Annotated in this window: 16 protein-coding genes and 1 pseudogene; 11 read left to right on the forward strand and 6 right to left on the reverse strand. The window is 40.9% G+C overall.

Translation table 11 applies throughout. From position 1 onward, the window contains the following. Positions 1 to 7 precede the first annotated feature (7 nt). Together NRI27_RS10085 and NRI27_RS10090 are read right to left on the reverse strand one after the other, a co-directional pair. Positions 8 to 655 (reverse strand): GntR family transcriptional regulator, encoded by a 648-nt coding sequence (locus tag NRI27_RS10085; RefSeq protein WP_371390568.1) that lies wholly within the window; start codon positions 653 to 655, stop codon positions 8 to 10. Between the two features lie 107 nt (positions 656 to 762). Beyond that, positions 763 to 1,134 (reverse strand): VOC family protein, encoded by a 372-nt coding sequence (locus tag NRI27_RS10090; protein WP_371390569.1) that lies wholly within the window; start codon positions 1,132 to 1,134, stop codon positions 763 to 765. A 166-nt stretch (positions 1,135 to 1,300) separates the two neighbouring features. Between NRI27_RS10090 and NRI27_RS10095 the strand changes: the two genes are divergently transcribed. Both NRI27_RS10095 and NRI27_RS10100 read left to right on the forward strand, forming a co-directional pair. Further along, positions 1,301 to 2,125, forward strand: a complete 825-nt coding sequence (locus tag NRI27_RS10095; protein WP_371390570.1) for a hypothetical protein — start codon at positions 1,301 to 1,303, stop codon at positions 2,123 to 2,125. A 71-nt stretch (positions 2,126 to 2,196) separates the two neighbouring features. Beyond that, a complete protein-coding gene (locus NRI27_RS10100) occupies positions 2,197 to 2,592 on the forward strand; it encodes a VOC family protein (RefSeq protein WP_317945567.1) in 396 nt (131 codons plus the stop codon). Between the two features lie 68 nt (positions 2,593 to 2,660). Here the strand turns inward: NRI27_RS10100 and NRI27_RS10105 are convergent, their stop codons facing one another. Both NRI27_RS10105 and NRI27_RS10110 read right to left on the reverse strand, forming a co-directional pair. Beyond that, a complete protein-coding gene (locus tag NRI27_RS10105; protein ID WP_371390571.1) occupies positions 2,661 to 3,335 on the reverse strand; it encodes an ABC transporter ATP-binding protein in 675 nt (224 codons plus the stop codon). Position 3,336: 1 nt separating this feature from the next. Then, positions 3,337 to 4,368, reverse strand: a complete 1,032-nt coding sequence (locus tag NRI27_RS10110) for an ABC transporter permease (protein ID WP_371390572.1) — start codon at positions 4,366 to 4,368, stop codon at positions 3,337 to 3,339. A 329-nt stretch (positions 4,369 to 4,697) separates the two neighbouring features. On the opposite strand from NRI27_RS10110, the gene NRI27_RS10115 reads away from it, so the two are divergent. From NRI27_RS10115 to nagB, 9 genes are all read left to right on the forward strand, one after another. Continuing rightward, the gene (locus NRI27_RS10115; protein ID WP_371390573.1) at positions 4,698 to 5,726 is read left to right on the forward strand and encodes a sialic acid TRAP transporter substrate-binding protein SiaP; all 1,029 of its coding nucleotides are present in this window, start codon (positions 4,698 to 4,700) and stop codon (positions 5,724 to 5,726) included. A 17-nt stretch (positions 5,727 to 5,743) separates the two neighbouring features. Further along, positions 5,744 to 6,211, forward strand: a complete 468-nt coding sequence (locus NRI27_RS10120; RefSeq protein WP_371390574.1) for a TRAP transporter small permease — start codon at positions 5,744 to 5,746, stop codon at positions 6,209 to 6,211. After that, positions 6,212 to 7,492 (forward strand): TRAP transporter large permease, encoded by a 1,281-nt coding sequence (locus tag NRI27_RS10125; protein WP_317945559.1) that lies wholly within the window; start codon positions 6,212 to 6,214, stop codon positions 7,490 to 7,492. It begins immediately after the preceding gene. Positions 7,493 to 7,517: 25 nt separating this feature from the next. Continuing rightward, positions 7,518 to 8,420 carry an ROK family protein gene (locus NRI27_RS10130; protein WP_371390575.1) on the forward strand — a complete coding sequence of 301 codons (903 nt, stop codon included), beginning with the start codon at positions 7,518 to 7,520 and terminating at the stop codon, positions 8,418 to 8,420. Between the two features lie 15 nt (positions 8,421 to 8,435). Then, positions 8,436 to 9,284 carry a MurR/RpiR family transcriptional regulator gene (locus NRI27_RS10135; protein ID WP_371390576.1) on the forward strand — a complete coding sequence of 283 codons (849 nt, stop codon included), beginning with the start codon at positions 8,436 to 8,438 and terminating at the stop codon, positions 9,282 to 9,284. Positions 9,285 to 9,322: 38 nt separating this feature from the next. Beyond that, entirely contained in the window at positions 9,323 to 10,027 is a 705-nt protein-coding gene (locus NRI27_RS10140) for an N-acetylmannosamine-6-phosphate 2-epimerase (RefSeq protein WP_371390577.1), read from the forward strand. Between the two features lie 13 nt (positions 10,028 to 10,040). Beyond that, positions 10,041 to 10,907: an N-acetylneuraminate lyase gene (locus tag NRI27_RS10145; protein ID WP_371390578.1), complete on the forward strand. Its 867-nt coding sequence runs from the start codon at positions 10,041 to 10,043 to the stop codon at positions 10,905 to 10,907. Positions 10,908 to 11,042: 135 nt separating this feature from the next. Continuing rightward, on the forward strand, positions 11,043 to 12,251 hold the full coding sequence (gene nagA / locus NRI27_RS10150; RefSeq protein WP_371390579.1) for an N-acetylglucosamine-6-phosphate deacetylase: 1,209 nt from the start codon (positions 11,043 to 11,045) through the stop codon (positions 12,249 to 12,251). After that, positions 12,238 to 12,960 (forward strand): glucosamine-6-phosphate deaminase, encoded by a 723-nt coding sequence (gene nagB / locus NRI27_RS10155; protein ID WP_371390580.1) that lies wholly within the window; start codon positions 12,238 to 12,240, stop codon positions 12,958 to 12,960. The genes nagA and nagB overlap by 14 nt, the downstream gene beginning before the upstream one ends. Before the next feature lie 31 nt (positions 12,961 to 12,991). On the opposite strand, the gene NRI27_RS10160 is transcribed toward nagB, so the two are convergent. Both NRI27_RS10160 and NRI27_RS10165 read right to left on the reverse strand, forming a co-directional pair. Further along, complete coding sequence (locus tag NRI27_RS10160; RefSeq protein ID WP_371390581.1) at positions 12,992 to 14,329, reverse strand: MATE family efflux transporter; 1,338 nt, start codon at positions 14,327 to 14,329, stop codon at positions 12,992 to 12,994. Beyond that, positions 14,326 to 14,792: pseudogene (locus tag NRI27_RS10165) on the reverse strand (GNAT family N-acetyltransferase). Before NRI27_RS10165 ends, NRI27_RS10160 begins: the two are co-directional and overlap by 4 nt. Positions 14,793 to 14,889: the final 97 nt, after the last annotated feature.

The raw sequence follows: 14,889 nt of genomic DNA on the forward strand, positions 1-14,889 counted from the left end.
GCCTATTTTATAAAGGTAAAAGTGCCGCTTTTTCAGGATTCCAATGTACTTCTTTCATAAACACTTCCAACTCGGATGTCTTGCCCGTGCGAAACAATTCTAACATGTGGCGGTGTTCATTGTTCGTTTCAGTTAGTTTACTTGCAGTCCACTCATGGTCTTCCATCCACTCAAAGTTTTTCAAGAATTTCTTTTCTAATTTCAGTAATAGATTCACGAGACTCTGATTGGGACAGAGGGATAAATACACATGATGAAAGGCCTCCTGCATTTTGTGATACATTGCAAAGTTGCCTGTGTTAATTGCTAAATCAATGCTTTCAATATAAAATTCCATCTCTTTCAGGTGCTTCTCCTTTAGCAATGGGGTTGAAAGGGAAGCAGCCAATCCATCTAATGCACCAATAATAAAATACGTTTCCATTGCTTCTTCTTTCGAAAGATTTTTAATGAAAAAACCTTTTCTCGGAACATTCTCTAGCAAACCTTCCGAGGCAAGTTGTATGAGTGCTTCTCTCACAGGTGTCCTACTGACATTCAGAGCCTCACTCACGACGTTCTCATTAATTTTCTTGTTAGACTGCAGCGTACCGCTGTTTATTTGCTCCACAATGTAATTGTATACATGATCCGTCAACGAAAGATAAGTCGTCATACAAATACTCCCATCTCTTTTTCTCCATTATATATAATATATTTTAATACTACAACGGTGCCAGTCCCCGACACAATTCTGAATTGTGTCGGGGACTGGCACCCGTTTTATCGATGTTGGTCGACGAGTATGGGGTTTCCGTCTGGGTCTTCAATCATGAAGTGTGCAGGGCCGGAAGTGGATTCGTCGGCTTCTGCGATGAAGGTAATGCCTTTAGATTTAAGATCATTTTGTAATGCTCTTATGTCTGTAAACGTATCAAGATTTTCTGCATTTTCATTCCAACCTGGATTGAAGGTGAGCATATTCTTTTCAAACATTCCTTGAAACAAACCAATGATGCAACTGCCGTTCTTTAAGATAATCCAACCACCTGTAGCGTCTCCTCCCATAGCTTGAAATCCTAATTTTTCGTAAAAAGCGATTGATTTGTTGAGGTCTTTTACAGTTAAACTAATTGAAAAGGCACCAAGTTCCATGGATGTCACTCCTTTTTATTTGATAATTAAATTATTTCTCGTTTTTAGTATACAAAAGTCTTTACTCGCAATCCAGATATACTAATTTGTTTTATCAAAGCATAGAAGGATTTTGAAGAACGGTTGGAGAATTGTAATGTAGACGGGAAGAAGGGGGATATGGAAGATGCTCGCGAATGAATATGGTGCTCTAAAAATTCCTGAGGATGTAGCAAAACTCGTGCGTTTGGAACAAGAATTGCGAAAGAAGAATATGACATTAGATTTAATTGGTTTGATCCCAATCGAGACGCAATATGCGTATGCAATTACACCGATTGACGTTATTCCATTTGCCAATACAGGTGGGGATGGTATACATTTTGGCTTTCTAACTGACTTTGGAAGGATTTCCAATTTAGCAGAAGCACCAATCGTATGCGTCACGCCTACTGATGATCCACCCATTCGCTTAATGGCGCGTTCGCTGGATGAATTTTTACAAATGGCGACTTCTGTTCCGCATGTAGAACTACTTGAACGTTTTTGGCCAGGTACCGATGAAGAAAAAATCACAAACGAGATGGAAGAGTTTCTTACTGATGAATTTGATCGAGTACGGGAACCGATAAGAAGTCGGTTAAGAGAGACGTTTCAAAAGGAATCTGTCGACGTTGCGTCATGCATTAGACAAGCAATGGACGAGCGGCAACAAGTAATTGCATTGCCAACTTTAGATGGGTTAGGCGTTGTTGCTTATCAGGATGAAGTAGCAGAAAAGCGCTACACGTTCAATCCGAATCGGAGTCAAGATGAGCAAGAACTTGCAAACATGCGGATTTTTCTTGAAGGGGCCAATGTGACAGAAAAACTAGCTTTCGTCCGTGATGCATCCTACTGGTACATCCTCGCACCAGATTATGACGATAAAATCTTACAACTCATCCGCGAAATATTGCACACACTGCAACTGGAAGATGAATTCAAAAGACTCGAGTTCAGAAATAATTGAGTGCCAGTCCCCGGCGCAATTCAGAATTGTGTTGGGGACTGGCACCTAAAAAAACAAGGGAGGCGTAGAAAATGGGTAGAGTCATTCATTTTGAAATCCATGTTTCGGACATGGAGCGTGCAAAAGCTTTTTATGGAGAAGTCTTTGGGTGGGAATTTCAAGACTGGAGCGATTACGCTGGAATGCCGTATTTCGGTGTCGTCACAGGCGACGATAGTGAACCAGGCATAAATGGCGCATTGATGCTTCGATTAAGCGGGGAGCCAGATTTGAGTAATGGATTCCATGCTTACGCCTGTACAATTGGAATCGATCATTATGATGAGACAGAAGAAAAAATTCTCCAAAATGGCGGGAAAGTGGCGAAACCGAAAGGGGCATTGCCTGGTATGGCGTGGCAAGGCTATTATGTAGACACGGAAGGCAATATTTTCGGTATCCATCAACCTGACGAAAACGCTAAATAAGCAAACAGAAAAAAGGTGCTAGTCCCCCGAACAATTCGGAATTGTTTGGGGGACTGGCACCACATTTATTATTCGATTTTGCCGTCTCGCATTGTAATAATACGGTTTGCGTATGGGAGCATTTCGTCGTCGTGTGTGACCATGAGTGTTGTTAAGCCGAGTGATGTAGTGAGTTGCTTGATTAGCTCCATCACTTCTTTTTTACGCTTCGTATCTAAGCTTGCAGTCGGTTCATCGGCAAACAAGATTTTTGGTTTATGGATGATGGCACGTGCGATGGCAACGCGTTGTTTTTCTCCACCGGATAATGAAGGGGGATATGCATCTTTTCGATGCTCCATGCCAACGAGTTTAAGAATGTTAACAATCTCTTCCTTTTGTTGTTTTCTCTCCATCTTCATTTCAGACACGTCGAGCATCAGTTCCAATTGTTCTTCGACAGTCAAGAAAGGCACGAGGTGTGATGCTTGAAAGACGAAACCGAATTCGCTGGACCGTATTTTACGGATGTCCTCTTGGCTCATCGTTGTCAGATCTTTGCCTTCAAACAAAATTTGGCCGCCTGACGCTTTTTGCAAGCCAGCTGCAATTGTCAAAATCGTGGACTTGCCAGAACCAGAAGGACCGACAAGAGCTGTAATTTCACCTTCCTGCAATGCTAAACTGACCCCTTTTAAAACTTTCTCTTCAATTTCACCGTTTGGAAAGGACTTCGTAACGTCTTCAATTTTGAATGCTGACATTTTACATCTCTCCTTGTTGAATCGCTTGAAGCGGTTCGATCTTTTTAATTTGCAAGCCTGATATTGTCGCGCCTATGAACCCGACAACTAAAAATACAGCTGACAAGATGAGTATGGTGTCCACAGTCAACGCAAAAGGCATCCCTTCCGGTGCTAACAAGTTGAATCCTTGACTAAAGAGAATGGAAAGTAGCAACGCAACGGCTGTAATCGCAAGCATTTGATACCAGATCATTTGAAACAGTGAGATGGTTTTCATGCCGATTGCTTTTAGTATCCCGTATAGACCAATCTTTTGGACATTCATCATATAGAAGAAAATTGCAAAGAGCATTCCGCTAATGATGACAAGAAACCAAATAATCATGTTCAATGACATTTGCTCTGCGTTATAGCTTGGAATCGTGTTCAAGAACCCTTTATTCGTAAATGAATCAAGGCCACCTATTACTGGTGCATCTTGACCGGGAATAAACAACGTCTGCATCTCCATGACACGATACATTTCTTGATAGTTTGACATATGAATATAAGCGACAGGGGCATGACTATATTTCTTTTGATCGACAAACCCAGCAACAGTAAATGAGCCGCTAAATTGATTATTCGTCAATACATCTCCAACTTGAATACCTTCTTTTTCAAGTGAGCGATCGAGGACAATTTCTCCGTCTTTCACGCCCTCAAACAAATCCGAATCAGTCGATGTAACGAAAGCGACACTATGTTGTTTATCTTCCGCATCGTTGACAAATCCCATTTGAATGGAGAATGCAGTTGCCTCTGGATGTTCTTTAAGTACACTTGCCTGCACGTCTTCATCAATTTTAGATAAATTATACGTACTATCGGCAGCTTCATCTAAGTAAAAGTGGCCGCTCGGTAGGTCTTTAATGAGCGCTGCGTTGTCTTGCGATAGCCCGTTCGCAAGTCCTGAGATGATGAATGTTAAAAAACTTACTAAGAAAATAATTGAGCCGAGAATAAGGAATTTTGATTTACTTTTTTTCATTTCCTTCCAAGCTAACTTCATGAACATCACCTCCGTAACTTTTTGTTGTCTTTATAGTAATCCTCCAACATGAACGGAGAATGAACAGCAGGTTACAGATGAAAAAGGTGCCAGTCCCCAAAACAATTCGGAATTGTTTTGGGGACTGGCACCGTTCTTTTTGAAAGTTGAACGTCATAAATTAAAATAATATTGACAGTAAACTATCAGTTTAGTAGAATCAGATTAATGAAATTTGAAAACGTTTTCAATAAAGGGGGATGACGAGGCGAGCTACTTGTTTCATTCGTAAGACTAGACTTGTTGTTTCACGTAACAAACAATACATGTAAAGGTGAGGGGAAGAGAAGATGAAAAAGGGACTTGCAAAATTTGGGGCATCACTCGTACTGCTGTTAGGACTCGCTGCTTGTTCGGATGAAGGGGATTCGGGTAGCACAAGTAAAGGGGATGCCAAGGAATCTTATGAGTTGAAGTTTGGAATGGTAGCAGGCAATCAGCAAAATGAGTACAAAGCTGCTGAAAAATTAGCAGAGTATGTTGACAAAGAAAGTGATGGACGTTTGACGATTAAGTTGTTCCCGAATTCTCAGTTAGGGGATGATCGAGCGATGCTGGAGCAAGTTCAAGCAGGTAGCCTGGATCTTACTTTTGCTGAAACTGGACGATTCGGAACATGGGTACCACGCGCGTCGTTAATGAATTTACCGTATATTGTTGATGATTTTGACCATGCACTTCAAGCAGTTTATGAAACAGAGTACGGAAAAGATTTGCAAGAAGAAATCCTTACAGATTACAACTGGAAAATTATGAAGACTGCATATAATGGAACGCGCCAAACGACTTCTAACCGTGCAATTGAATCGTTGGAAGATATGAAAGGGCTAAAATTGCGCGTACCTGAAGTGGATACATTGCTGGACTATGCAAAATACACGGGAGCCTCTCCAACACCAATGGCTTTCACGGAAGTGTATTTAGCTTTACAAACGAATGCGGTAGATGCACAGGAAAATCCATTATCAACAATTAATGCCCAGAAGTTCTACGAAGTGCAGGAATATTTAGCGTTGACGAACCATGCAGTGAACGATGCAAACTATGTGATGAGCAATAAAAAATGGGAAAGTCTACCGGAAGATTTACAAAGCATTTTAGAAAAAGGCATTGAAGAAGCAGCGGAATATCACACAAGCCTTTTCATGGATGAAGAAGAAACATTGGTCTCGAAGTTTGAAGATGCAGGCGTTACTGTAACGAAACCGGATTTAGAGCCATTCAAAAAAGCTGTTGCAGAAGCATACCCGAATTACTTAAAAGCCATCGGTGATGAGGGAGAACAGTACTTACAACAAATCCAGGATGCAAATAAATAAAAAATTAGGTGAAAAGAATGAAAAAGTTTATGCGTAACTTGGAAGAGATCGTTGGCGGAATTCTTTTCATCATTATGTTAGTCGTTTTGGCATTACAAATCTTCTCTCGTCAAGTAGTAGACAACCCACTAACTTGGTCAGAAGGACTTGCAAAATTTATCTTTGTGTATGTCGGTTACTTATCCGTTTCCATTGGTATTAAAGAAAATGGTCATGTGTTAATTGATTATTTTGTGAAGAAATTCCCAAAACGTATCCAAACGATTATTAACTATTTATTTCAAGCGACCATTGCGATTGTCATAATCGCAATGGGCTACATCGGATACGAAATGGCAATGCGTAAAGTACCTGTCAAAATTGTTTCGCTCGGTATATCCTATGCGTATATGTATATGGCATTACCGTTATTGTCCGTCTTGATGTTATATCGTTTACTTGAACGGAATATCCAAGAAATCAGAAACAAAAACGAGGTGAAGTAAGTGAGTGTATTATTCATATTCATTGGCTGGCTCCTCCTATTGTTTTTAGGAATGCCGGTAGGATTCACACTAATCGTTGCTGCACTCGCTTATTTCGTCGTCACGGATTGGTCGTTAGTGTTCTTTTCTGGAGCTAGACTTATTGACAGTATCGATAGTTTTGCGTTATTAGCGGTTCCGTTTTTTATCCTAACAGGTACACTAATGAATTCTTCAGGCATTACACAACGCATTTTTGCTTTTGCAAAATCCCTCGTTGGTCATTTTACCGGTGGACTTGGGCATGTAAACATTTTAGCAAGTTTGATGTTTTCAGGAATGTCTGGTTCGGCGCTAGCGGACGCTGGAGGATTAGGTCAATTAGAAATCAAGTCGATGAGAGATGAGAAATATGATGATGACTATTCCGGTGGTTTGACAGCAGCTTCAGCCATTATCGGACCGATTATTCCACCGAGTATCCCGCTAATTATTTATGGGGTTATTTCCGATCAATCCATTACAAAGTTGTTTTTAGCAGGTGTTTTGCCCGGACTGCTCATGACATTTTCGTTGATGGTTGTTGCGTATACCTTTGCAAAAAAGAGAGGCTATGCAAAAGCGCCTAAAGCGACAGCGAAAGAAAGATGGTTTTATTTTAAACGGGCCATTTGGGCGTTGCTGACACCAGTTATTATTATTGGTGGTATTTTTTCAGGGCAATTCACACCGACTGAAGCAGCAGTTATTGCGACATTGTATGCAATGTTCTTAGGGTTTTTTGTGTATAAAGAACTGACATTAAAGAAGTTCTTCCTTAACGTAGTAGATTCCATGAAGCTAACAGGTGTTGCCGTATTAATGATTATAGGTGTTGAATTTTTTGGCCAAATGATTGTGCATGAACAAGTGGCAATAACGGTTGCGAATTTCTTCTTATCTATATCAGACAATCCGCTCATGCTTTTGTTGCTCATTAATCTGTTGCTAATCTTTTTAGGGATGTTCATCGAATCGTTAGCATTATTAATCTTGCTCGTCCCTATATTAATACCCGTCATACTGACAGCGGGTATTGATCCAATACATTTTGGCATTATCGTCATCTTAAACTTAATGATCGGCATCCTAACCCCTCCGATGGGGATGGCTCTGTTTGTGGTGTCGAGAGTAGGAAACATACCCGTTTCGGTCATTACGCGTGGTGTAATTCCGTTTATCGTTCCATTACTAGTCTGTTTGGTACTCATTACACTGTTTCCGCAAATCGTTCTATTTCTACCAAACTTACTGAGTAAATAAAGGAAACATGTAGAGGAGAAGTTATATGCTGATAGCTGTTTTCGATATTGGAGGCACATCAATAAAATATGGTGTAGTAGATGAACAGGGGGAAATCCTATTTTCCTCCTCTTTACATACACATGCTCATTTAGGCGGCTTACAAGTTGTTCGAAATGTCATCGCGACTGCTAAAGAGCTACAGAGGGATTGGCCGATTGTTGGTGTATCTGTCAGTACTGCTGGACAAGTCGATGACCGAGGCAGGGTAATTTATGCCTCCGATAATATACCAGCGTACACAGGTTTACACGTGCAAGAAATGATTGCCGAACACTTGAATTTGCCAGTAGTTGTTGAAAACGATGCAAATTGTGCAGCGATTGGAGAGCATTGGAAAGGAGCCGCTCAAGGGATTGATAATTTTATTTGCATCACGTTAGGTACTGGTATTGGCGGAGCGATTTCATTAAACGGTAAAGTCTATACAGGAAGTGCATACTCTGCTGGTGAAATTGGACACATGAACCTCTATCCGAATGGCAAGCCCTGTTCTTGTGGAATGAATGGATGCTATGAACAATATGCTTCGAGTCGGGCACTACAAATGCTTGTATCTGATAGGTTGAATGAACCTCTCTCCTTAACGGAATTTTTTCAAAGGGTTCATGCAAAAGATGCACAAAGTTTACAAGTATATGAGAGATGGTTAGACGATCTGACCATCGGTTTGAAATCAATTATTCACTTTTTAGATCCACAGTTGGTCGTTATCGGCGGTGGCATCTCTGAACAAGGGGATCGTTTTCTAGAAGCGATTAAGGATGCACTTTATCCTAAACTCATGATGAGTCATGCGAGGAATGTACAGATAAAGCTTGCAGAACAAGGAAATCGTGCCCAGTTATTAGGGGCGGCACAAAATTTCTTTCAGTTCAAATTCGAATGAGGGGGAGTATTGAACATGTCTACAAGTTATTTTGAGAATGGAAATGCACGCAAACCTTCTATTCTGATGGAACAATATAAACCTACTTTTACGAAGTCTGAATTGAAGATTTATGACTATATACAAGAGCATCCCGATCAAGTTCTTTATTGCTCATTGACGGAGTTATCAGAGGCTTGTGAAGTGGCAGAGGCGACAATTTTAAGATTCTTTCGCAAGCTGCAGTTAAAAGGGTTTCAGGAGTTTAAATTACTGTTTGCACAAGAAGTGTCTTCCGCTTCTCAAGACAACAGTGGAGAGACGTATATTGGTAAGATTAAAAACAGTGCAATCCAAGCAATTTCTGATTCATCGGAGATTGTAAGTAAAAAATCGTTGGATGAAGCGATTGAACGGATTGCAAGTTCAAAGGATGTTGTGTTGTTTGGTATTGGCTCTTCGGGCATTGCTGGCTTGGACATGCACAATCGTCTAATGCGTATTGGGAAAAATGTTGAGGTCATTACGGATTCTCATTTCCAAGTGATGCGTGCAGCTTCGATGACCGACAATACGGTTGTTGTGGCAATTAGTTTGACAGGGAGTACAAAAGATATCGTAGATGCAGTAAGAGCAGCAAAAGAAAATGGCGCGACAATTATTGCATTGACAAGTTATGCAAAATCACCGTTAACAAAATTTGCAGATGTCGTACTGTTATCTTCCGCAAAGGAAAGTCCGTTAGATAGCGGGTCGCTCGTATCGAAAATATCGCAGTTATATCTAATTGACCTTGTATGTACAGGATTGGCAATGAAAAATGTGGAAGAAGCAAAATCAATTAAGATGAAGATTTCAGAAAATACCTCCAGCAAACTGTATTAACAAATGGAGTGAAATATTCGTTGTAAGGGAGTTAGCAGATGGACAATTACAAACTGATAGAAGAACTTAGAGGAGGCCTGGTTGTTTCTTGTCAAGCTTTAGCAGACGAGCCGTTACACAGTTCATTTATCATGTCCAAAATGGCTCTTGCAGCAAAACGTGGTGGGGCTGTTGGTATAAGGGCAAATGGATTTGAAGATATTACTGCCATTCGACAAGAAGTTGAACTTCCGGTCATTGGAATCGTGAAAAAGGATTACCCGGATAGTCCAATCTATATTACTGCCACGATGAAGGAAGTGCAAGAAGTTGTGGAGGCAGGTGCAGAGATTGTTGCAATTGACGGAACAAATCGGGAAAGACCAAATGGCCAATCGCTTGAAGAATTTTATGTAGAAATTAGAAATACGTATCCTAACGTGTTAATCATGGCGGACATATCTACATTTGAAGAAGGAAAAAAAGCAAGTGAACTAGGGGTTGATTTAATCGCTACGACACTTTGTGGCTACACCGATTACACGAAAAACGTCGCCTTGCCAAATACTGAACTAGTTAAGTCCCTAAGTGATCAATTGCCTACACCCGTTATGGCAGAAGGTGGATATTGGACGCTTGAGGATGTTGAACAAGCAATGATGGCAGGTGCACACGGTTGTATTATTGGATCGGCCATTACACGACCAATGGAGATTACAAAACGTTTTGTCGGAAAAATAGCAGAACTGAAATTAATGGAGTAGGGGGAGAGGCATCTTGAAGGGCTTATTTACTGCGCTAATGGTATCTTACGACCAAGATGGCAACATTAACGAAAAAGGGTTACGTGAAATCATCCGCTATAATGTCGATGTCAATAAAGTCGACGGATTGTATGTTAACGGGAGTACCGGAGAAAATTTCATGATCTCTACAGAAGAGAAAAAAGAGATTTTCCGCATCACAAAAGATGAAGTAAAGGATCAAGTGCAATTGATTGCCCAAGTTGGTTCCGTGAATGTAAAGGAAGCAATTGAACTTGCAAAATATGCAACCGATTTAGGGTATGCTGCGCTGTCGGCTGTTACGCCGTTTTACTATAAATTTGATTTTGAAGAGATTAAGCAGTATTACAACAGTATTATCAATGCCGTTGATAATAAAATGATCATCTACTCCATCCCGTTTTTGACAGGCGTCAATATGAGTTTGAGTCAGTTTGAAGAACTATTTGAAAATGAAAAAATCATCGGTGTGAAATTTACAGCAGGCGACTTTTATTTATTGGAAAGAATGCGCAAGACATTCCCCGATAAACTGATTTATGCAGGTTTTGATGAAATGCTTTTATCTGCGACAGTCCTTGGTGTAGACGGAGCGATCGGAAGCACATTCAATGTGAATGGAAAGAGAGCTAGGCAAATTTTTGAACTTGCCCAGCAAGGGAAAATTGAGGAAGCGAGAGCAATTCAACATGTTACAAATGATTTGATAACAGCTGTTCTAGACAACGGGTTGTATCAGACATTAAAAGAAATCTTAAAAGATAAAGGTGTGGACGCTGGGTATTGCCGTCAACCGATGAAAGAGTTATCGAGTGAAAAAATAGCTGTTGCGAAAGAGATTTCCAATCAATTTTTATAAGAATCGTTGAAGGTGTAATGTGAGTCAGCTGAATCCGTTAACATTTGCACGAATCGATTTCATCCAGACACAGGTCATTATCCATTTGACGACTGTGTTTTTTTGTAGACTGTGAGATGAGAAAGGATAGAAAAGATGACTGTAAAAGACAATAAGATCTTGTTGAAGGGTGCGCAGCTATATGTAAACGGAAAATTTGAAGCAAATGGCTACGTAAAGGTTGAAGGGGATAAAATTGTTGATTTAGGTATATGGGATGAAAGTTTTCACGATAACCGTTACCAAGTGTTTGAACTTATGTCGAATGATAAAATTATACCTGGATTTATAGATATTCATATTCACGGGGCGGCAGATGCAGATACGATGGATGCCACGGTAGAAGCGTTAGAAACGATTGCAAATGTACTACCGTCAGAAGGAACGACAAGCTTTTTGGCGACAACAATCACTTCATCAAACGAACATATTGAAAAAGCGTTGGTCAATGTAAAGGATTTTATAGAGGGTACTCAACCAGAAGGTCAAGCTGAAATAGTAGGTATACATTTGGAAGGTCCATTCATTAATCCTGTGCGAGCTGGAGCCCAACCGCTGGCACACATACGCCCTCATGATCGGCATCAACTGAAGGAGTGGTTATCGCTTGCCGGTGGTCATATTAAGCAAGTGACATTAGCACCCGAACAAACAGATGGGCTGCCTGTCGTAGAGCTATTAACTCGCCATGGTGTGATCACTTCCATCGGTCATTCGGATGCAACTTTTGAAGTAGTTCGTGCTGCTGTGGAGGTAGGTGCGACATGTGTAACACATCTCTTTAACCAAATGAGGGGACTGCATCATCGGGAACCCGGAACAGTTGGAGCAGCATTCTTATTCGATGAAATGCGAGCGGAAATCATCGTAGATGGTATTCATGTAAGACCTGAAATGGTGCAATTCACTTTCAAACAGAAAGGGAAAGAAGGGCTAATCTTAATAACGGATGCGATGCGTGCAAAATATTTAGGGGATGGCGTATACGACTTGGGCGGACAGCAAGTAACAGTGACTGGTGAAACAGCTATGTTAGAAGATGGTGCGTTAGCAGGAAGTGTACTCAAAATGGTGAACGCTGTGAAGAATATGATGACGTATACAGGTTGTAGCTTAGCGGATGCTATTATGATGGCTTCAGAAAACCCTGCGAGACAAGTGAATGTTTTTGATCGAAAAGGAAGCCTTGCGATTGGGAAGGATGCAGATATTGTCATACTAAATGAAAGCAATCAGGTAGTTATGACGTTTTGTCGGGGACTGCTTGCTTATACTGCAAAAGGAGAGTGCCATGAAAATCATTGAGCTAGAAACATACGAAGAAATGAGTCAATTGGCAGCGCAAATCATTATTCAAAAGGTACGAGAGCATCCTACTACAGTGCTCGGACTTGCGACGGGAAGTACACCAAGTGGATTATACGAAAAGCTCGTTCAAGATCATGTTCATAACAGGACTTCTTATAAGGAAGTGACCACATTTAATTTGGATGAATACATCGGCTTAGCTGAGACGCATGAACAAAGCTACAACACATATATGGACAAAAACTTGTTTAGTAAGATTAATCTACGAAAAGAACAAACACATATCCCAAAAGGAGATGCCGTTGATCATCTTATAGAAGCTCAAAAATACGAAGAACGCATACAACAAGCTGGGGGTATTGATTTGCAAGTTCTTGGGATAGGGAAAAATGGGCATATTGGTTTTAATGAGCCTGGAACTTCTTTTTCTTCCAGAACACATGTTGTTGACTTGACCCCATCGACAAGGGAAGCCAATCAACTTTTCTTCAATTCACTTGACGAAGTTCCAAAAAAGGCGATATCAATGGGCATTGCAACCATTATGGAAAGCAAGGAAATCCTCTTGCTTATCTCAGGTCCATCCAAAAACGATGCATACAAACGTCTCTTACACGGTGCAATCGACGAACAATTTCCAGCATCCATCCTAAAAAGTCACCCTAAAGTTACAGTAATACGGTGCCAGTCCCCAAAACAATTCTGAATTGTTTTGGGGGCTGGCACCTTAAAATTAGTTATTTCTTCCTGCCTGTGGTCATTTGATAGATGAATACACTCGCAAAAACGAGGAATTCTGATGCAGGGATAGCTAGCCATATGCCGTTGAGTCCGAAGAGGGGCGGCAATATGAGAAGGAAGATGAGCATAACGATGATTTCTCGTGATGCGGTCATCATGGTTGCAATACGGACATTGCCGACGGATTGGTAATAAGTCATCATAACGAAGTTTGTGCCCGTAAATAGATAGGCAATGAAAAATAATTGGATGCCCGTGACAGCAAGAGAAGTAACTGCTTCAGGGAAGTCACCAAAAATCGAAACGATTGGTTCTGCGGCAAATTGACCAATAGAGAAAAATACAATGCCTGCAACAACGACAGTTGCTGTAGCATAGAGGACTGTCGAACGCATTCGTTTGGCGTTTTCAGCTCCATGGTAATAACTGATGAGTGGCTGAATTGCTCCGCCCATTCCAAGAAAGAGCATAAGCATGACGCCATGGACGTAGTTCAATATGGAGAAGGCGGCGACACCTTCTGTTCCGGCCGCCCGTTCAAAGGCGATATTATGAGAAATGGTGAAAACCGAGATGCCGACTTCGGCTAGAAAGCTTGGAAAACCAATTACGATAATAGCTACAAATAGCTTTTTATTGAACGCACATCGTACGAGTTTCAAGTTATTCGATTTTCTGAAAAAGTGCGTAGCCAAAACGAGCATTCCTAAAAACGATGCAAGAATTGTTGCAAATGCAGCTCCACTGACACCAAAATCGAATACATATAAAAAGATGTAATTCAGCACGATGTTGACGACAGAAGTTACGACTAACCCTGTCATGGCCAGAGTTGGTGCACCATCGTTTCTGACGAACACGCTAAAAGTGTTTTCAACCGTGAATATAAAACCGAACAGCAAAATGACGTGTAAATAATCGGCGACATACGGAAGCGTTGAAGCATTTGCCCCAAGTGCAAATGCAAGGGGATTTCGGAAAGTAAATGCTAACAACCCAATAACAATTGTAAAGACAAAAATGGAGAGCAGAGCATGTGTAAAGACAATACGGCTTTCTCGAATTTTCTTTTCACCCATTGCATGAGAATATTTTGTCGCAGCGCCAATCCCAATCCATAACGAAATGGCAAAAAAGAGCGTGTAGACGGGGGATGCGATACCTACACCTGCAAGTGCTTCTGCACCTAATCGATTCCCAACCATAATGCCATCCGCGACAATATTCGCCGCCATTAACGCCATTCCAATCATGGAAGGAATTAAATAGCGTAAAAATATCCGACCAACTGGTTCAGTATCCAGTCGATTCAGTTTGTTTGAGGTCGTGCTCATGTTGTCGTGCTCCTTTGTATAACTAGTTCCATGATGAGACAAGGGAATTCCCCGACATCGTCAATTTTTCCGTTTAACGTAAAGCCTAGTTGCTCATATACATGTTTCGCCTTTTCGTTTCCAGGAGAGACGCTAAGAAAAATCACATCTGGTTGATAATTTCTTTTCATTTCCTCAAGAAGAAGCATAAGGAATCGTTTTGCGTAGCCTTGACCTTGGCACGACTGGTCAATCATGAAACGGTCTAACCAAACCTCACCATTTACCCGATCCCTTCCATGCATTGCATACCCAACAAGTTTTGCCCATCATATAAGCCGACAGACTGCCATTCAGGTTCAAACTTTGATTGTGCCAATGAAAATAAATTGCTTTCAATAAAATCTTTCTGATTGTCATTCACTGATAAGGAAGCGATTTGCATCCAATTTTCAGCGGTAACCTCGCATATGCGGAGGTCCATAATTCCATCTCACTTTCTATATAATGGTGAAACGATAAAACTAATTTTGTTTTATTGGTTTCCTATGGCGGCAAAAAAAACCGCTCATTTCGTCGGT

Origin of the sequence: Sporosarcina sp. OR05 (assembly GCF_041414805.1) — a bacterium.
In the GTDB taxonomy this organism is placed as follows: Bacteria; Bacillota; Bacilli; order Bacillales_A; family Planococcaceae; genus Sporosarcina; species Sporosarcina saromensis.